At 41.2% G+C, this 18,377-nt stretch carries 18 protein-coding genes; 12 read left to right on the forward strand and 6 right to left on the reverse strand.

From position 1 onward, the window contains the following. Positions 1-338 precede the first annotated feature (338 nt). The 10 genes from AC3WR0_RS12945 to AC3WR0_RS12990 all read left to right on the forward strand — a co-directional run bounded on the left by AC3WR0_RS12945 (position 339) and on the right by AC3WR0_RS12990 (position 12,196). Complete coding sequence (locus AC3WR0_RS12945) at positions 339-2,204, forward strand: GAF domain-containing sensor histidine kinase (RefSeq protein WP_492552698.1); 1,866 nt, start codon at positions 339-341, stop codon at positions 2,202-2,204. Then, positions 2,179-2,823, forward strand: coding sequence for a response regulator (locus AC3WR0_RS12950; RefSeq protein WP_492552699.1), 645 nt, complete (start codon positions 2,179-2,181; stop codon positions 2,821-2,823). The genes AC3WR0_RS12945 and AC3WR0_RS12950 overlap by 26 nt, the downstream gene beginning before the upstream one ends. Positions 2,824-3,074: 251 nt before the next feature. Next, the gene (locus tag AC3WR0_RS12955; RefSeq protein WP_492552700.1) at positions 3,075-5,534 is read left to right on the forward strand and encodes a S8 family serine peptidase; all 2,460 of its coding nucleotides are present in this window, start codon (positions 3,075-3,077) and stop codon (positions 5,532-5,534) included. A gap of 667 nt (positions 5,535-6,201) precedes the next feature. Further along, the gene (locus AC3WR0_RS12960) at positions 6,202-6,654 is read left to right on the forward strand and encodes a hypothetical protein (RefSeq protein WP_492552701.1); all 453 of its coding nucleotides are present in this window, start codon (positions 6,202-6,204) and stop codon (positions 6,652-6,654) included. A gap of 332 nt (positions 6,655-6,986) precedes the next feature. Beyond that, positions 6,987-8,648 (forward strand): glycoside hydrolase family 13 protein, encoded by a 1,662-nt coding sequence (locus tag AC3WR0_RS12965; RefSeq protein WP_492552702.1) that lies wholly within the window; start codon positions 6,987-6,989, stop codon positions 8,646-8,648. Between the two features lie 153 nt (positions 8,649-8,801). Continuing rightward, entirely contained in the window at positions 8,802-9,278 is a 477-nt protein-coding gene (gene ybaK / locus AC3WR0_RS12970) for a Cys-tRNA(Pro) deacylase (RefSeq protein ID WP_492552703.1), read from the forward strand. A 216-nt stretch (positions 9,279-9,494) separates the two neighbouring features. Then, positions 9,495-10,598: a PRK06851 family protein gene (locus AC3WR0_RS12975; protein ID WP_492552704.1), complete on the forward strand. Its 1,104-nt coding sequence runs from the start codon at positions 9,495-9,497 to the stop codon at positions 10,596-10,598. Between the two features lie 211 nt (positions 10,599-10,809). Further along, positions 10,810-11,259 carry a hypothetical protein gene (locus AC3WR0_RS12980; RefSeq protein WP_492552705.1) on the forward strand — a complete coding sequence of 150 codons (450 nt, stop codon included), beginning with the start codon at positions 10,810-10,812 and terminating at the stop codon, positions 11,257-11,259. A gap of 12 nt (positions 11,260-11,271) precedes the next feature. After that, entirely contained in the window at positions 11,272-11,580 is a 309-nt protein-coding gene (locus tag AC3WR0_RS12985; RefSeq protein ID WP_492552706.1) for a DUF2653 family protein, read from the forward strand. A gap of 133 nt (positions 11,581-11,713) precedes the next feature. Further along, positions 11,714-12,196 (forward strand): hypothetical protein, encoded by a 483-nt coding sequence (locus AC3WR0_RS12990; RefSeq protein ID WP_492552719.1) that lies wholly within the window; start codon positions 11,714-11,716, stop codon positions 12,194-12,196. Positions 12,197-12,521: 325 nt separating this feature from the next. Here the strand turns inward: AC3WR0_RS12990 and AC3WR0_RS12995 are convergent, their stop codons facing one another. Then, entirely contained in the window at positions 12,522-12,671 is a 150-nt protein-coding gene (locus AC3WR0_RS12995; RefSeq protein WP_492552707.1) for a hypothetical protein, read from the reverse strand. Positions 12,672-12,927: 256 nt separating this feature from the next. Here AC3WR0_RS12995 and AC3WR0_RS13000 point away from each other — a divergent pair, with 256 nt between their 5' ends. Then, positions 12,928-13,785, forward strand: a complete 858-nt coding sequence (locus AC3WR0_RS13000; protein ID WP_492552708.1) for an HAD family hydrolase — start codon at positions 12,928-12,930, stop codon at positions 13,783-13,785. Between the two features lie 227 nt (positions 13,786-14,012). Here the strand turns inward: AC3WR0_RS13000 and AC3WR0_RS13005 are convergent, their stop codons facing one another. From AC3WR0_RS13005 to AC3WR0_RS13025, 5 genes are all read right to left on the reverse strand, one after another. Then, on the reverse strand, positions 14,013-14,663 hold the full coding sequence (locus AC3WR0_RS13005) for a TetR/AcrR family transcriptional regulator (RefSeq protein ID WP_027323546.1): 651 nt from the start codon (positions 14,661-14,663) through the stop codon (positions 14,013-14,015). 20 nt (positions 14,664-14,683) lie between these two features. Then, a complete protein-coding gene (locus tag AC3WR0_RS13010) occupies positions 14,684-15,712 on the reverse strand; it encodes an ABC transporter permease (RefSeq protein WP_492552709.1) in 1,029 nt (342 codons plus the stop codon). Positions 15,713-15,714: 2 nt separating this feature from the next. Continuing rightward, positions 15,715-16,434, reverse strand: coding sequence for an ABC transporter ATP-binding protein (locus AC3WR0_RS13015; protein WP_492552710.1), 720 nt, complete (start codon positions 16,432-16,434; stop codon positions 15,715-15,717). A gap of 170 nt (positions 16,435-16,604) precedes the next feature. After that, positions 16,605-16,925: a hypothetical protein gene (locus AC3WR0_RS13020; RefSeq protein ID WP_492552711.1), complete on the reverse strand. Its 321-nt coding sequence runs from the start codon at positions 16,923-16,925 to the stop codon at positions 16,605-16,607. Continuing rightward, the gene (locus tag AC3WR0_RS13025) at positions 16,925-17,533 is read right to left on the reverse strand and encodes an ABC transporter ATP-binding protein (RefSeq protein WP_492552712.1); all 609 of its coding nucleotides are present in this window, start codon (positions 17,531-17,533) and stop codon (positions 16,925-16,927) included. Before AC3WR0_RS13025 ends, AC3WR0_RS13020 begins: the two co-directional genes overlap by 1 nt. Before the next feature lie 69 nt (positions 17,534-17,602). Between AC3WR0_RS13025 and AC3WR0_RS13030 the strand changes: the two genes are divergently transcribed. Continuing rightward, positions 17,603-18,043, forward strand: a complete 441-nt coding sequence (locus tag AC3WR0_RS13030) for an SRPBCC family protein (protein WP_492552713.1) — start codon at positions 17,603-17,605, stop codon at positions 18,041-18,043. Positions 18,044-18,377 lie beyond the last annotated feature (334 nt).

Here is an 18,377-nt window from a genome sequence, read left to right on the forward strand (position 1 = left end):
GTCAGTGAATAACATTCGACTGGTCTGGGTTTTTTCTTTGAAAAATTAGGCTGTCTTCGCAAATAATGTTGTTCTTGGTATATTAAAAGCTTTATAAAGATTGAACGGCTGATTCGGACTAGAAGTACCTCCGGTTTTCCTAGACTGTCCGAATGAACCGCTGATTCGGACAGCATGGCAGTTCTTTTTCCCTAAACAGTCCGAATGGTCAACAGATTAGTAAAAGAGCAACAATGGTTACGAAAAGAGCTAAAGTTTTTATCCTTCTAATTTGTCTTTCTACTACTAATGAAGTACATTATAATTAACAGAAAATTTAGAAATATAGGAGAGGGACTATGAACCGTTTTTCCTGGGGAGTTCGTTCGGAGCAGCTATCCCGTTTATCCCTGTTGTTTATTTCAATGATTGGCGGGTCAATTTTTATCCAGGAAGGGGTCCTAAAAATAGGAGCTCCGAAGGAAGGGCTTATTTTTGGGCTGCTTGTACTGTTTTTGGTTATTGTTGATTTATATCCTATGCCGGTTTCGAAAGGCCATACCGCCATTTCCTTCCCCCTTGTATATGCTATTTATGTAATGGAAGGCATGAGTTTTTCTATACTTGCTTTTGGGATGGTAAGCTTGCTTATTAATCTATTTAAAAGAAGGCCATTAAGGATAGTCTTTTTTAATCCTGCCCAGCTTCTGACAAGTCTGTATATTGCTTTTTTGGCGGGAGAGTACTTTAAAGGTCTTTATTTGGAGCATATCCAGTCTGGATTGCTGGCCGGTATCTGGCATCTGACTTTTACCATTATCCCCTTCTACCTTATTAACAATCTCATCGTTGATTTCATCCTGATCATTCGCCCCCAGCCATATACCTGGAAGGCATGGCGGCAGAAAACCATTCAGGAAGGCAATAGCTTTATAGTCTCATATGTTTACTTGATCCTCTTTTATGTCCTTGGAAGTCAAAACCGTGGCGAAATTGATGTCTTTTCCTTCTTTTTCTTTTTCTCACCGCTTGTAGCACTTGCCCTTTTAGGCTCAATCATTGTCAGATTAAAAAAGGAAAAATCCAAATTAAAAGCCATATTCAGCATTTCCTCTGAACTCAATAAAAAGATCGCAGCAAAAGACTGGCTCGATTTTTTGGCCGAAAATCTGCAGGAGTTCATTGATGTAGATGCGTGGATTTTATGGAAAAAGGCAGAAGATGGCTGGAATCTGCGTTTTGCTTCAGGACTGGTAGAAGAAAGCTTGGACCAGCTAGAGGAACGCACTCGTTTTTTTAACGAAATCAACGAGTTATTTCTTTACCACAACACGGATAGGGGAGTGGGCCCCGCGGCTGAGTTTTTCAGCAGTCAGGTAAAAACCCTGCTTTATGTGCCGCTTGTCCTTGATGAAGAGGTTGTAGGATTGTTTGTGTTCGGTAGAACCAGAACAAAAAGCTTCAGCCCGGAAGATGTGCAGTCTGCGGCGACTCTTGCCAATCAATTGGCCGTTCTTATCAAAACAAAATGGCTTTTTGCCGAACAGGAAAAACGGATAATTCTTGAAGAAAGAAACCGTATAGCCCGCGATATTCATGACGGAGTGGCCCAATCGCTTGCTGGGGCTGTGATGAATTTGGAAACGGCTGAAAGGAAATTTGTAAAAGTTCCAGACGAGTCCCTCCGGCTTATTCATGAGAGCAGGGAAACGCTTCGCTACAGTCTGAAGGAGGTAAGGGAATCTATTTACGCCTTAAGGCCTTATCCGACAGAAAGGGTAGGCTTGGTTTCCGCCATTTCCTCAAGGATAAAAACACTTCAAAGTATACAGTCCTTCCATATTATTTTTGATACAAGGGGTAAAGAGTTTCCACTAAGTTCTATGGCTGAAAAAATCATTTTTGATACGTTTCAGGAAAGTGTTCAAAATGCTATTAAGCATGCTAATGCAACCCGGATGGAAATCCTTTTAAGCTTTCAGAGGGAGCATTTGCTATTGAAAGTGAAAGATAATGGCTCTGGTTTTTCATTGTTTAAAGCGATGATAAAAGCCCAGAAGCAGCCGCACTTTGGGATTCTTCATATGAATGAGGCTGCAGAAAAAATTCATGCTTCTCTTCAGATTGACAGCAAAGAAGGAGTTGGAACCGAAATTACCTTAACGGTACCTAAAATAGGGGTTGAAGGAGGCATTTTAGATGATCAGGCTTATGCTGGTCGATGACCACGCCGTACTGAGAGACGGCCTGAAAAATATTCTCGACCTGGAGGAGGATATAGAAGTAGTTGGCGAAGCAGTGTCAGGTGATGACGCGATTTCAGCGGCAGAGACTTTACTGCCTGATGTTATCTTAATGGATATAAACATTCCTGGAAAAAACGGTATAGAAGTGACGGGTATAATAAAAAAGGCTTATCCTTCTGTAAAGGTATTAATGTTAACCATGTTTGATCATGATGAATATTTCATGGCTGCAATTAGGGAAGGGGCCGATGGTTATTTGCTGAAGGATGCACCGTCTCAGAATGTTATCGATGCAATCCGCTCGGTTGCAAAAGGCCATTCGGTTATTCACCCTTCCATGACAAAAAAGTTTCTTAGTTTTGAACAGCGAGTGGAACCTGAGCCTGTCAATAAAAGTTCAATTCTGACAGAACGGGAGAAAGAAGTTCTTCTGTGCCTTGTACAAGGAATGAATAATAAAGAAATTGCCAAAAGTCTGTTTATTAGTGACAAAACAGTCAAAATCCACGTTAGCAAGATTTTTAAAAAGCTTGAAGTTAAAAGCCGGTCTCAGGTCGTTATCTATGCCGTACAGAATCAGCTTGTTCCGCTTGGATAAGTAGAAAGACGCAAGGGCTGAGATGGATAGTAAGCTTGTCGGGATACTTCTGCTATCCATATCGTTTATGAAATTAAGGCCATTCCTATAAGAGGTATGGCCTTTTTCATGTCTTTTTCTATACAACTTTAGTACGACAAAAAGATAGTACCTTTTTTTAATAAAATTAGTCCCTTTGCTGAATGGAAGAAAGTTATGAATTTTTAGAAAATGGGTAATAAGTAAGTATATGACTGAAAGGGGATTAGAAGTTGAAAAAATGGCTGTCTGGATTTATTACGCTTATTTTACTAGTTTCATTGTTTGTGCCGGGAGTTTCAAAAACAAAAGCGGAAACCGCAGGAGCTGTTATAGAAGATGCGCTGTTAAAGCAGCTTGAAACAGCAACAGGAGCTTTACAGGTTATTGTTACTTTTGATGGCCAGGGGGCACCAACAAAAGATAATCTTAACTTGCTTTCCACTCTCGGGATCACCAAGGGTGTTTCCATGAAGGCATTGCCAATCGCAGGTGTATTAGCAACGAAAGATCAAATTACAAAGCTTGCAGCAGCACCAGGAGTAAAGTCTATTTATCAAAACAAGAAACTTATGTATTCAAACTATGACGCTACAAATGAAACGGGAGTAGACAAAGCCCGTACCGATTCTAACATGCAAAAAGCCAACGGAGGTCTTCCTGTTACAGGAAAAGGTGTAGGTGTACTTATCAATGACAGTGGGGTTGATGGGACTCATAAGGATCTCCAGTATGGCAGCCACCTTGTACAGAACGTTTTGGGAAGCACGAATCTGAACAGCCTTGATTCTACACTTTTACCAGTAACATATACAGAAAATGTACCAGATACGGACAATAATTCAGGGCATGGTACCCATGTGGCAGGTATTGTTGGCGGAACAGGAGCAGCATCCAATGGAAAGTATGAAGGAGTTGCACCAGGAGCTAATTTGATTGGTTATGGATCCGGTGCAGCTCTTCTTGTTCTAGATGGCATCGGCGGCTTCGATTATGCACTTACCCACCAAACACAATACAATATCCGAATCATTACGAATTCATGGGGGTCAAGTGGTGATTTTGATCCAAATGATCCAATCAACATTGCCAGTAAGGCTGCGTATGACCATGGCATGACAGTTCTCTTTGCAGCCGGTAATGAAGGCCCTGGAGAAAATACTCATAATCCATATGCTAAAGCACCGTGGGTAATTTCTGTTGCAGCAGGTGAGGTAAATGGAAAGCTGGCCGACTTCTCTTCACGCGGTACAAAAGGCGTCGGCGGAACATTTGAAATGGACGGCAAGACATGGAAATGGGAAGACCGCCCGACGATTACTGCACCAGGTGTTAATATTATTTCAACCCGTGTGATTGCTCCGGTATCTTCTCTTGGAACTACAGATGATGTGAATATGATTGAAACCGCCTATCTGCCGTACTACACGGTCATGAGTGGGACCTCAATGGCAACACCGCATGTAGCGGGAATTGCAGCCTTGCTCCTTGAAGCAAAACCAACGCTGACTCCAGATGAAATCAAACAGGTTCTACAGGATACAGCTACTAATATGCCTGGCTATGAAACTTGGGAGGCAGGAGCAGGCTATGTAAATGCATATGATGCTCTTGATGCGGTTATGTTTGGGAAAAAGTACGGTCAAACCGTAAATGCCTATCAAAAATTCAACAGCAGCGTAAATTCAACGACCGACCGAACAGCTTTCCAAGTAGATTATAATCCGATAACACTCGGATCAAATGCATATACCTTTACGGTTCAGAGCGGTGTTTCACAGCTGTCTGCAAGAATTGATGCTTATGGGCTGCTGGGCCAGACTGGCAACCCGGTGAATTTGATTTTGACTGCTCCGGATGGAACACAATACAGTTCAGGGGTAAGCCTGCTCTTCACTTTATATCCTGACCGTACGGTTGTAGTTAATTCACCTGCAGCTGGGCAGTGGAAAGCTGAAGTACAGGGTCTGCACGGAGATGCAGCTAATCCTGTCGGCACAGCGCTTCCGGAAACAGTAAACGGTACTCTTGCATTTACAAAAGTAAGCGGCTTTACCGGTTTAAATGATATTTCAGGAAACGCGGCAGAAGACGCAATCAAGATGGCAGTGAGCGAAAGACTTGTGGATGGTTATGCAGATGGCACCTATAAGCCTGGCCAGACACTTTTGAAAAAGGAATTGGCCCGTTATCTGGTAATGGGAACAGGAATCCGACAAAGCCAGGCAGCAGCAGTGAAAGACGTGACAGGAGCTGACCTGCCATTTGCTCAGGCTGTTGTTGGGAAGGGTGCTGCTATCCGTGATCAATTGCAGACTCAAAACGGAGTTATGCAGTTGGATTCCTCAGGGAATTTCAATCCGCTTGCAGGTGTAACAAAGCTTGATTTAGCTTACTCACTGGTTCAGGCTTTGGGACTTGAGAAAGATGCCAAGGATTTCACTAGTGAGGTAACCGTTCAATATAAAGATGAAAGGGTTACGTTAAAAGACAATGCAAGTATTCCGGATTCATTAAAAGGCTATGTACAGCTGGCGCTGGATTTGAATATTCTTAATGCAACCTTTAATGTCAAACAGGGGCCTTATGATTTGAAGCCAACAGTAGAAGCATCCTTTGAACCCGCTAAGAAAATAACCCGCGGTGATTATGCGGTTGCAGCAACACGATACTTTAATGCCTGGTTCAAATAAAGCTTAGGAATACATTAATAAAAGAGGAAGTGCCACAGGCTGGCACTTCCTCTTTGTTTTTTAAAGGCACACTCATCAGTCCGTGAACGACCAACGAGGTTCACGCGGTAGGAGAAAATTCTTTCATCCGATCTATTAAGGTCAAAATAGGGTCGTCTGCATGCAATAATATCTTTGAGAAAGGCTCTTTTCTAAGAGAGTGTTGCAATTTGAAGAAACTGTGAGCAAAAATAGGCGAGACTCCTGCGGGAAAAGCAAGCCAGGCGAGACCCCGCAGGTCGTAAGCGACCGAGGAGGCTCGCGGATTGCCCGCGGAAAGCGAGTCTGTTTTTTGCTTTTATAACCAACAAAGTATACGAAAAGAGCCTTGAAGAAAGTGTTCCAATTGGAACGCTTTTTATTTTAGCGAATCAGAATTTCTATATATTAATTCTGAGCCATATAGCAACTAAGGCACTGCAATCGCCGATTTTTCAAAAAGGGTACTAAAAAGTCTTTTTCAAGCCGATAATTATAAAAAAGGTACTAATACTTCAAATAGATAAAAAAGGTTCTAAAGAACTATAAAAACGGTGTTTCCCCAACATAAAATAGGGTAAATAGGTTGCTTTATTTTTGAGAACCATTCATTTATAATTGCTCAACGTACGAGAGGGGATAGAAGAAAGTGGAACATACAGAGATAGAGACAGTAATCCAATCAATTTTGCTGCGCTCCGGAAACAGTGTAGCGGTAAAGATTGATTCCCATTTTCCTGGTGGAAGGCTGGCAGGGGGCAAATATACAATGAGCACTCATACTATAACTTTATATATAGAAGAAATTAAAGAACAATGCATACAGCTTTTTGGTACTCTTGATCAATTTAAAGATTATCTGGCCGTTATTTTTGCCCATGAATTAGGCCATGCCCAGGATCGGCATCTATCTGCGCTAGCCGATTTATACGATCAAACGAGTAATGAATCTGACAAGAGCAAAATTGCCTTTTTAATTGAAAAGAACGCCTGGAAGTATGCCCAAAAACTGATTCCGGATATCAGCAGGGCATTTGTAAAGAAAATCATCTTCCATTCACTTAAACCTTATTATGAGAGTATTGAGCTTCAAACTGCCTAATCCAGTGCAAAGAGCACTGGATTTTTTAATGGTTAAGAATAAAATTTACCTTTTAAATTTTCCAGCTCCAGCGTCAAAGCCTACTCCAAGAAGCTAATGTTCAGCTCTACGCAGGATGTTTACTTAGGCAGTTGCTTCGCTAAACGGGCGCTTGTGCTTTTCTTCTTTATAAATGTCTAGTCATTGTTCCATTTTTCTTATTGATAAATTGCCATGTAAGCGTTAAACTATAGCTACTGGCGTGAAAATGCGCTTTTTTTAATAAAAGAAAATGCAAACGGTTGCGCGAATGCAGCAAAACTTGCAATTAGATAGATTTGGAAGGTGAAAGTATGAAGAAAATATGGTGGAAGGAAGCAGTTGGATATCAAATTTATCCTCGAAGCTTCCAGGATTCTAACGGGGATGGAATTGGCGACCTTAATGGAATCATTCAACGGCTTGATTATATAAAGGATTTGGGCATTGATGTTATTTGGATTTGCCCTATGTATAAGTCACCAAACGATGATAATGGCTATGACATTTCAGACTACCAGGCTATTATGGATGAATTCGGAACAATGGAAGATTTCGATCAGCTCCTTAAAAGTGTTCATGAACGCGGAATGAAGCTGATTATTGACCTGGTTCCAAACCATACAAGCGACGAACATAAATGGTTTGTTGAATCACGATCTTCCAAGGATAACCCGAAGCGGGATTGGTATATTTGGAGAGATGGTAAGGACGGAGCGGAACCGAATAACTGGGAAAGTATTTTTGGCGGATCAGCATGGGAATATGATGAAAACACTGGTCAATATTATTGCCATGTATTCTCCAGAAGACAGCCAGACCTTAACTGGGAAAACCCGGAGGTACGCGAGGCTATATACAGCATGATGAACTGGTGGCTGGACAAGGGAATCGATGGTTTCCGCATTGATGCCATAAGCCATATTAAAAGACGCCCAGGCCTTCCGGATATGCCAAATCAGAAAGCTGATAAATATGTATCTTCGTTTGACATGCATATGAACCAAGAAGGAATTCATGACTTTCTTACTGAAATGAAGGCTAAAACGTATGGAAACTATGATGTCATGACTGTTGGTGAAGCCAATGGTGTTACTGTGGATGAGGCCCATCTTTGGGTTGGCGAGGAAACAGGAAAAATGAACATGGTATTCCAGTTTGAGCACTTGGATTTGTGGGATGCAGTGAAAAAGAAGGATCTGGATGTAATTGGCCTGAAAAAAACACTGACTAAGTGGCAAAAGGGCAATGAAAAAGATGGCTGGAACGCTCTTTTCATTGAAAACCATGATAAGCCGCGAATCGTTTCCACCTGGGGAAATGATGCGGAGTACTGGAAAGAAAGTGCTACTTCCCTGGGAGCGATGTACTTTTTAATGCAGGGCATGCCTTTTATTTATCAGGGACAGGAAATCGGCATGACCAATGTGCATTTTCCTTCCATTGATGATTACGATGATGTGGCAATCAAAAACATGTATAGGATTAAAAGGGAAGAGGGAGTGTCCCATGAGGATATTATGCAAATCATCTGGACATCCTCACGCGATAACAGCCGGACACCAATGCAGTGGTCTGCAGAAGAAAATGCAGGATTTACAACTGGTACCCCATGGATGCAGGTAAATCCAAATTTTCCTGGGATTAATGTAGAATCACAGCTGGCTCAGGAAAAGTCTATTCTTTCTTTTTACAAAAACATGATCGCCCTAAAAAAGGGAAATAAGGTTTTCACCTACGGCCAATATGATTTATTAATGGAAAAAGATCCGCAGGTATATGCTTATACAAGAACAAGTCCGGATGATAAAGTAATTGTGATTGCTAACCTAACAAAAAATGATGCTGTGTTCCAAGCTGATGGTATCAGTCTTTCACATGAGAATCTGCTGTTAAACAATTATTCAATCGAAGAGCACCATGATCTTGAAGAACTTGAGCTAAAGCCTTATGAGGCAAGGGTATATAGATTATAATAAAGAAAAGTGGAAGTGGGTTCAGGAAACTGAACCCCTTTTTCAATGGCTAATCAGAATTTATATCCATAAATCCTGAACGCATAAAAAAAACTAGGGCATCCGCCAAAAAGACTTGGCGAATGCCAAGTTTTTCTAAGGAGGATGATGAACATGGCACAGGGAAAAACCAATGCAATGAGAAAATTAGATGCAAAAAAAGTCTCTTATGAATCGATTACATATGACAGCACTGATGGAAAAATTGATGGCATTTCGGTAGCCGGTAAAATTGGCAGGAAGACGGAAGAGGTTTATAAAACTCTTGTAGCCCAAGGAACAAGCAGAGAAATCTATGTGTTTGTTATTCCGGTTGAGCAGGAGCTGGACTTAAAAAAGGCGGCAAAGGCTGCAGGGGAGAAAAAGGTTGAGATGATTCCTGTAAAGGATATACAGAAATGGACTGGGTATATTCGGGGCGGCTGTTCACCTATTGGTATGAAAAAGGAATACAGGACCTTTATTGACAGCAGTGCCAATCAACTGGATTCCATTGTGGTGAGCGGCGGTAAAATTGGCGTACAGATTCATTTAGCGATTAAAGATCTGCAGCAGATCACACGGGCGGAAATGACAGATCTAATTAAATAAATAAAAGGCAAGGATAAACTGCAAATCTGTAATACTCCTCGGTGGTTCGTCCGCGGAAAGCGAGTCTATTTTTATGAAAAGAGCTTCTTAAAAATTGGTTGTTAACCATTTTAGAAAAAAATTAATTTTTTTTGCACTAGGCATTCACCCATTGCGTCCAACCGGCATAAGATAGTGAAGACAATAAGGCTATGTCATCTTAAAGGAGTGATTTAAGTGGCAGGAAAAATCAGAAACTATTTTGCTGGAGGAAACACATGCAGAGGCTTCTATAGCCTGTATGATTCCAACCTTGCGGGGCTTGAGCGTCTGTTTATTTTAAAGGGCGGCCCTGGGACGGGTAAGTCAACATTTATGAAAAACATTGGGAAAGAGTGGACCGAAAAAGGCTTTGACATTGAACTTCTTCATTGTTCCTCCGATAATAATTCGATAGACGGCATTATTATCCCCGCATTAGGAGTAGGCATTGTAGATGGCACAGCACCGCATGTTATTGAGCCAAGTGCGCCCGGTGCCATTGAGGAATATGTAAATCTCGGTGAAGCATGGGATACTGCCAGTCTCAGGGATAAAAAGGATACAATTCAAAAGCTGACCAGCCAAATCAGGGAATCGTTTAAAGGGGCCTATGCAGGCTTTGGTGAAGCATTGAAAATCCATGATGACTGGGAAAAAATCTATATAGGCAGTATGGACTTTGAAAAAGCCAATCATTTAACATCTAAGTTAATTACTCAATTTTTTGGAAAGATAAATTTAAATAAAAAAGCACTTATAAAGGATCGGTTCCTTGGAGCAGCAACACCAAAAGGTGCTGTGGACTTTGTGCCGAATCTAACCGAGGATATTCCAAAAAGATACTTTATTAAGGGACGTCCTGGATCCGGCAAATCGACCTTGCTGAAAAAGCTGGCTTCTGCCGCTGAAGAAAGAGGCATTGATACAGAAGTTTACCACTGTGGATTTGACCCTCACAGCCTGGATATGGTTATTTTCCGCGAACTGGGAATTGCGATTTTTGACAGCACTGCACCTCATGAATATTTTCCAAGCCGTGATGGCGATGAAATTATTGATATGTACGAAACATTAATCGCACCAGGCACAGATGAAATTTTTGCAGATGAAATTGCCAAGATTGCACTGGATTATAAAAACAAGATGAATGAGTCTACAGCCTGTCTTGCAAGGGCCAAAGCGCTTCATGATGAACTGGAAGAAATATATGTGGCTGCTATGGATTTTTCGATTGTTGAACAGATACAGCAAAAGGTTAGCAGGGAAATTGGAAAAATGGCAGAGGTTAATTCCTTATAATAAGCTAATCAAGCAATAACTTCACTTAAACTTAAAAATTATATTAATATAAAAGCATAAGCTTCCTTATGGGAGAACTTATGCTTTTTATTTTGTGAAGAAAGAGGGAAGATCTCTCTGTTGTTAGGAAAAAATAAGGACAAAAGCTTATGGCGGATGGAAACGGGTATATGTTAAAAAATATTAAAGACAACGAAGAGGAGTGTTGACAGTGAAAAAAGCATGGTTAATTTGGCTGGTGGCCTTTATGTTAGCCCTGCCAACGTTTGCTGAGGCAAAGAGATTCGGCGGCGGCAGCAGTTATGGTGGACACAGTTCAATAACACATTCAACTGGAAGCCTTAGCGGTACAAGAAGCGGCAGTACCTACCGATCAGGATATAAAAGGCCATCCGGAAATGTTACCAAAAATCCGAATACTAGGTCAAAATACAATAACAATAATCAGCAAAGGTCTAGAACCGGCAGTATCTTATCGCATGGGGCAGCCTTTGGTGCCGGAGCATTACTAGGAAGCATGCTGCATCCCTTCGGCGGCGGCGGATATGGCTGGGGAGGATATGGGACAGGTTTTTCTATCTTTCCGATACTGCTGGATATTGTAATTATTCTGATCATTGTTCGTATCATTAAAGGCATTTTTTCAAGAAGACGATATTAAGGAGAATTCAATATGGAGTTATTTTTGAATGAACAGGATGTTGTAGATAGCGTTTGTGTTTATGCGGCTTACAGGGACCGGACTGAACCGCAATATGTTGAGGCGGACTTACGTTATGAAGAAAATCGCGGAATTTCCGCTTTGGCTAAGGCGGAAGGTTCAGTGGAGAGACATCTTAATCAACAAGATGTGGTCGATGCTATCGCAGAATATCTACAGGAGTATCATAATTTTATAGCAGCAAATCTTCTTGTTGAGTTAATATACAATCCGGAGAAGGGAATTCACGCCTCAGTTATGGTACAAGCCGACGTTTATTAAAAAGCATGTTTAAAAAGGGCTAAATCACCAATTTGGGCTTTCTGAATACCCTAAAAAGAATATAGTTTTAGGGGGAGTACTTTTGGATTATCGATTTGGACCATTTATGCCCGATTGGCAATTTAATAATGATATGTTTCAAACCTACGATGTTTATAATAACGGCCAATTTCTAGAAGATGAAAGGCAGCATGGTGGTGGAACCCATGGAGGAGGTCAGTTTCCAGGAGGAGGTCAGTTCCCCGGAGGAGGTCAGTTCCCCGGAGGAGGCCAATTTCCCGGGGGAGGCCAGTTTCCTGGAGGAGGTCAGTTTCCGGGTGGCGGACAATTTCCAGGCGGGGGCCAGACAGGGGGCCATCATGCTGGTGGACCGCCATCCTCTCCTCCTCCATCCGTAATCCCGCATGAAACGGCTCAGACGTTTGCTGTTGATCCAGGAGGCATCAGGGGATGTCTATATAGGTTTACTTATATATGGCTGCGTACCGGAAGGGGCTTTTGGTTCTATCCAACCTATGTAGGCCGTACATCGGTTGCTGGTTATCGCTGGCAGAGAAATGGCTGGGTCTATTATGGAACAGATTTAAACAGAATCCGGTCTTTCAGATGTCAATAATGAAGCGGGTCGATCCTAATAGGGGTCGGCCTTTTCTTTTTTGGGGAGTACATAAGCTGTTTTAAGTGAATAGAGAGGTAAGGAGGCATTGTATGGAGGAAAAACAAGAAACAATCAAAGCAATTGAAGAAAAATGGAGCAATTGAAGGATGGAGAAATTCATACCACATTCAAAGGAAATAGAGAGGCGTAACAGGCAAAAACAGAGTTGAGAGATAAAATTGACAAGAAACAGCAGGCCGAAGTTGTCTCACCTGCTTTTGTTTTTAATCCAGCTTTTGAATTATATCCAGAGGAAGAATAAAAGCCGGCCTAGGCCGGCTTATTACTTGCTTGTCTTGCTGCTTTGGTCTTTATTGTGCTTATTTCCCTTACTATTGTCCCCGCTTATATATTCTTTCGCAAATTCTGTTTGGTAATGGCCCTTCTGTGGTGCATTTTGATTGCCGCTGCCCTTGTTTACTTCCTTGGTCACGCTTAATCCCCCCTTTATTCTTATGAGAAGTATCTTTCCCTGAAGGATAGGCTTTTATGACTCAAAATTCCTTAAAGGAAATCAGGGACAAGCTGATCGTTTCTCAGGTGTTTGAGGTTAACAGGCAATAAAGGTTCGTATGTATCCATACTGGAGAAATAGGAAAAAATGTATAAAGGTTAAAAGGGTAAAGATGTTACTTCTAAAATTAATCATGTTAGAATGGCATAGTGAAAAAAACAGAGAAGGTGACTACATGATTAAATGTATTGCAACAGATATGGATGGAACGCTGCTAAACTCCTCCCAAAAAATCAGCGATGAAAATCGGGAGGCCATTTTAAAAGCCCAGGCTGGGGGAGTAGAAGTAGTAGTAGCAACAGGACGCTCCTACCAGGAAGCCATTTTACCACTAAAAGAAGCTGGCTTGAATTGTCCTATAATAGGTGTAAATGGAGCGGAGGTTCGATCCGTTGAAGGTGAAATCCTTGCGGTAAACACAATGGAAAACAGGCTGGCAGAGAAAGCGGCATCTATTTTAACAGAAAAAGATGTTTATTTTGAGGTCTACACTAATAAAGGTACTTATACTAACGATGCTGAAAAATCAGTATCCATTATTGTAGATATCATTGTCAGTGCAAATCCCGATGCAAATTATGAAAAGGCAATAGAAACTGCAAGGCTGAGAGTAGAACATGGATTGCTTGAAACCATTGACGATTATGGAAAGCTGTTTGCAGATGAAGAAGTAAAAGTTTATAAGTTTCTTGCTTTTTCCTTTGATAATGAACGGCTTGAGGCTGCCAGAACCTCTCTCGAAAATTTGGATGGGATTGCGGCAAGCTCTTCAGGACATGAGAATCTTGAGGTTACAAGCAGAGATGCACAAAAAGGTATTGCACTTGAAGCCTTCGTCAATAAGCGCGGAATATTGCTGGAAGAGACGATGGCAATTGGTGATAACTTTAATGATGTCTCTATGTTTGAAAAAGCAGGACATTCAGTAGCAATGGGAAATGCCCCTGAATTGATTAAAGAACAATGCGATGAAGTAACAGCAACAAACGAAGAAGGCGGAGTCGCGAAAGCTATCATGGCTGTCCTGAGGTAAGTAAAAGGACGGGATTTATGAAAAAAATCTTTCCGCTGTGGTTCGTGGCTTAAACCAAAGCCGGCCAGTCATCACGGGGGTTGGCAGAATTCACGATGTTTATTGATGGAGGTTACCTTTATTTTGTCAGCAATAATACCGATGGCAGCGGGAAGCCTTTCAAAATGAGGATAAACTTTACAGAGTTCCTTTGGAGGACTTCACAAGAAAAGAGTAAGCCCCTTGGCTTACTCTTTTTTACTAATTCCGTGCATGATAAATTCAATAGTTCGTTCAATTTCCGCCGCATCGTCCCATTCTTGGCCAGATCCAAACACAGAGTTTATAAGCAAATATCCAATGATGGCAGAGGCCGCAAGCCGAACGGCACTTGCAGAGGGCATTTCAATAATTTGCCCTTTCGCCTGGTAATGCTCGACCAGCTTTGCAAACCGCCCGAAGGTTTTTTTGGCAATATGCTCCATAAATTGTTCTCTCAGTTCAGGCTGAAACGGTATTTCCTGGACCAGTATTTTAAAAATGGCAAAGTTATTTTTTAAAAATTCTTTTCGGTTTTCTATCATTGCCCGTAAAAAATCTTCAAATTTATCAAAGTCACGGTCCATAACCTTATTCAGATCTTTAATAATAAAGGGGGCAAGAAGCTTTGCCATAACAGGAGTCACGATTGATATGAGCAGCTCTTTTTTTGTTTTATAATGGCGGAAAATCGTTCCTTCAGCTACTCCTGCTTTCTTGGCAATTTCACTTGTTGAGGTAGCAGCAAAGCCTTTTTCTGAAAAGGATTCAATTGCGGCTATAATAATTTTCTTTTGCTTTTCTGTTAATTCCTCATCCTCATTAAGAACCTGCTGGAGGATTAAATCTTCTTCAGTCATTTTTTCTCCTCTTTAACTCATTATATTTTACGGTACTTTTTCAAAGCCGCTACGTTTAATACCATAAATAACACGGACAGGGCCAATAAGACAAACAAGTCGATATATATATGGCTCCAGCCATAGCCCCTAACCATTACCTCCCTCAATGCATCTGCGCCGTAGTACAAAGGGGTAAGCGGACCAATCCAGCTCAGCCAATCCGATATCGTGTCGAGATCGAACAGCCCGGAAAAGAAAATTTGCGGTACGATAACGAGCGGAATAAACTGGATCATTTGCATTTCATTATTAGCAAATGCCGAAAGTAAAATTCCAAGTGTCAAAGCTGAGAGGGATAATAAAAGGTTAATCAGAAGGACAAGCAGAAAGGACCCTTTCATCATCATATCGAGCACGTAGATCGAATACCAAGTGATTATGGCTGCCTGTATCATAGTGAAAACACCAAATCCAAGAACATAACCCGCAACAATTTCCCATCTTCTTAGAGGGCTGGATAACAGTCTCTCCAGTGTGCCGCTTGTTCTTTCACGTAAAAAGGAAACCCCTGCAATTAGAAAGACAAAGAAAAAGGCAAAATACCCAAGTAAAACTGGTCCAAAGTAATCGAACTGAGTCATGCTGTCAGAACCGTGCAGATAATGGATCTTAAAGTCACCTTGATTCCCTTTTTGCAGGAGTGGTTTAAATGCTTTTTGAACCTCATTCATTACCGCCTTGTTTTTGGCGGGATCACTGCCTTCAAGGGTTATCCCTGGAACCTGATCTTTAAAAATTAAATAACCGTCGAGCTTTCTATTTTTTAAATCCTCTTTTGCCAGTTTGCTGTTTTCATATTTTGTAATTTTCGCATCTTTAAAGTCTAATTGATTTATTATAGGTTCTGGAACGTTTACTAGGCCAATTTTAGGATGATAATCTTTTCCGTTAAAAACCAGATTCAGCATAGTGAGAATAAGGATGGGAGCCACAATCATCATGGCCATTGTTCGTTTATCGCGGAAAAATTGGCGAAGAATTCTGATGGTTAAAGCACGTACACGCATAATCAGGCACCTCCGTATACAAGGAACGCATCTTCAATTGTCCCTGTGTTTGTATTTTCCTTTAGTTCTTCCGGAGAGCCAACGGCAATTAATTTTCCGTTACGGACCATTCCCAGCCGGTCACATTTTTCAGCTTCGTCCATGACATGGGTAGTCACAATAATCGTCGTTCCCTTTTTCTTTAAATCATAAAAGGCATCCCAAATACTTTTTCTCAAAACCGGGTCAATTCCTACGGTAGGCTCATCCAGAATAAGAAGCTCCGGTTCATGGAGAAGTGCGGCTGCAAGTGAAAGTCGTCTTTTCATTCCCCCGGAGTAGTTGGAAACAAGCTTGTTCAGGTCATCTGACAGCTGTACGGTCTCCATAACACTTTCCATTCTCTTTTTACGATTGGCTCCTTTCAAGCCATAAAGAGCTGCAAAAAATTCCAGGTTCTCCTTTGCAGAAAGTTCCCCGTACAGAGCATCTGCCTGGGACATATATCCGACTCGCTGCATTAAGCCAAGTGAAGGCATTTTTCCCCCCAGGACAAAATTTTCGCCTTTTGTAGGGGTATCCAGTCCAACAAGCTCTTTAACGAGAGTAGTCTTCCCCGCACCTGAAGGCCCAAGAAAACCAAAGATTTCACCGCTGTGAATTTCAAGATTAATATTTTCTAATACCTGATTCTTTCCGAATGATTTTGAAACATTTTTTATGGTGATAACCGGATTGTTCAACCTTTTCACCTCTTTCTGATTACGAAGTGAGTAATCACTCACTAATTAAATATATTATATGGTGTGGAATGTATGACTGTAAAGTGAGTAATCACTCATTTTTAAAAAATATTTTCTTTGTCAGCTGGCGCTTTGCGGAAAAAGGGGTGAAATTCGCAGATAAACTTTTTTTAGCGGATAAATGTAAAAAGTCGGCGGATAAATAGTAAAGCTTTGCGGAAAGGGAGCGGATACGTGCCGTTCTTTCCTTCCAATAAATTGGTTTGAATAGTACCGTGATCCATATTGGCCATTTCTATTTGTGCAGTAACGTCGAGACCCTTAATAGGTTTCCCGTTCTCAACAACCAGAATTTCAAATGGCATTTCTTTACCCGATCCAAAATAGAGCGGTTTTGTCATTTTGATTTTAAAATCAGATCCAAACCCGCATCTGGTCAAAACGGTGGCCATCATCATTAAAAATAAAACCAAAAATATTCCTTTTCTCATTACTCATTCCCCCCAAGCCGCTGAGACTGTAAAAATTCCGTAACCGTATATTTCTCCATTTTTACCTGATCTAAAAATGCTACATGGGTACAAATCTGTTTAATTTCATCCAAATGATGTGAAGAAAGCAGAATCGTTTTTCCTTTGGGGGATTTAAGAACCTCAAGGATTTCTTTTCTTCCGATGGGGTCAATCCCGCTTGTTGGTTCATCAAGAACCAAGATATTTGAATCCTGATATAAAGTAATCGCAAGACCCAGACGCTGCAGCATACCTTTTGAGTATTTTTTCGCATGGATATCCCGGTCGTCCCACAAGCTAACGGATCGTAAAACCTTTTCTATATGGGCCATGTCTGCTTTACCGGCAGCGGCCTCCGCGAAAAATTGCATGTTTTTCATACCGGTCAAGGAAGGGTACAGCATGAACTTTTCCGGAAGATAGGCAATAGCCTCTTTCCAGCTCGACTTACGATCAGATATCTCAAAGCCATTTATTCTAACCGAACCGTTTTTTACGGGAAGAAGTCCCAGCAGGCTATGAATAAAGGTGGATTTTTCAGCACCATTTCTGCCAACCAGTGCGTCTCCTATTTTATAGAGGTACAACTCCTTTTTTCCTTTTTCGTATTCCGCTATAATGAAGAAAAGAAATGCAAGGCAAGAGGAGTTTGAAATATGGCTGATTTTTACGGAAGTATCATAATTGAAAAACCGCTGGAGGAAGTTTTTGAGTATGCCAGCAGCATGGAGCACGCACCTAAATATATGCCTGCTGTGAACAGGATGGAAAGGCTAACCTGGGATGAGGTAGGTGTGGGTTCGAAATTCATGGAAACAAGATGGATCCGAGGAAAAGAAGTAGAGGCCGAGGTAGAAATAATTAAATTTGAGCCCAACCGGTCCTTCAGTACCAAAACTAACAGTAATGGGCTTGTGACTATTTATGAATATAACTTTGAAGAAATCGTGGAAGGGACGCAGGTACAGTTCAAGGCGTTTGTCCAAACCAAGGGATTCATGATGAAACTGACAAAAGGCTTGCTCGTTAAAATGCTCAGGGCAGAAGAAGACGGTCATCTTCGTAATTTAAAAGAGCTGCTTGAAGATCATCAATAAAGAAGAGTGCCCGGGGTTGGCGTTTTTTACCTATAGGGGTTTTTGTGATCTGTTTTCTTCAGAATGCGTGAATGTTCGGGGACATTTTGGGTATTTTAGCCTTTTTGTTAAAAAAAAAACCGTTTTTTTGCGTCAAATAGTGAAATTAAAGCTAGAATTAGCTTCTCTTATAAAGGAATACCCCCCAGCTGGCAGCATAAATGCACGAATTCAGACCGGAAATGCACGGTTTTTATGCAGAAATGCACGGATTCAGTGGTACTGTCAAGAAGTCTGTGTAAGGCTATTTAAAATAAACAAAATACCCTCAGCTATCCAATATTTATAGGTTTTT

It is taken from the genome of Neobacillus sp. FW104-15D2, assembly GCF_058790155.1.

What these genes read in the sequence shown, in the direction of transcription:
- AC3WR0_RS13010 (WP_492552709.1), bottom strand. Translation starts at nt 15,712, where the DNA reads ATGCGTGTACGTGCTTTAACCATCAGAATTCTTCGCCAATTTTTCCGC.
- AC3WR0_RS12945 (WP_492552698.1), top strand. Translation starts at nt 339, where the DNA reads ATGAACCGTTTTTCCTGGGGAGTTCGTTCGGAGCAGCTATCCCGTTTA.
- AC3WR0_RS13000 (WP_492552708.1), top strand. Translation starts at nt 12,928, where the DNA reads ATGATTAAATGTATTGCAACAGATATGGATGGAACGCTGCTAAACTCC.
- AC3WR0_RS13030 (WP_492552713.1), top strand. Translation starts at nt 17,603, where the DNA reads ATGGCTGATTTTTACGGAAGTATCATAATTGAAAAACCGCTGGAGGAA.
- AC3WR0_RS13005 (WP_027323546.1), bottom strand. Translation starts at nt 14,663, where the DNA reads ATGACTGAAGAAGATTTAATCCTCCAGCAGGTTCTTAATGAGGATGAG.
- AC3WR0_RS12990 (WP_492552719.1), top strand. Translation starts at nt 11,714, where the DNA reads ATGTTTCAAACCTACGATGTTTATAATAACGGCCAATTTCTAGAAGAT.
- AC3WR0_RS13020 (WP_492552711.1), bottom strand. Translation starts at nt 16,925, where the DNA reads ATGAGAAAAGGAATATTTTTGGTTTTATTTTTAATGATGATGGCCACC.
- ybaK (WP_492552703.1), top strand. Translation starts at nt 8,802, where the DNA reads ATGGCACAGGGAAAAACCAATGCAATGAGAAAATTAGATGCAAAAAAA.
- AC3WR0_RS12965 (WP_492552702.1), top strand. Translation starts at nt 6,987, where the DNA reads ATGAAGAAAATATGGTGGAAGGAAGCAGTTGGATATCAAATTTATCCT.
- AC3WR0_RS12950 (WP_492552699.1), top strand. Translation starts at nt 2,179, where the DNA reads ATGATCAGGCTTATGCTGGTCGATGACCACGCCGTACTGAGAGACGGC.
- AC3WR0_RS12985 (WP_492552706.1), top strand. Translation starts at nt 11,272, where the DNA reads ATGGAGTTATTTTTGAATGAACAGGATGTTGTAGATAGCGTTTGTGTT.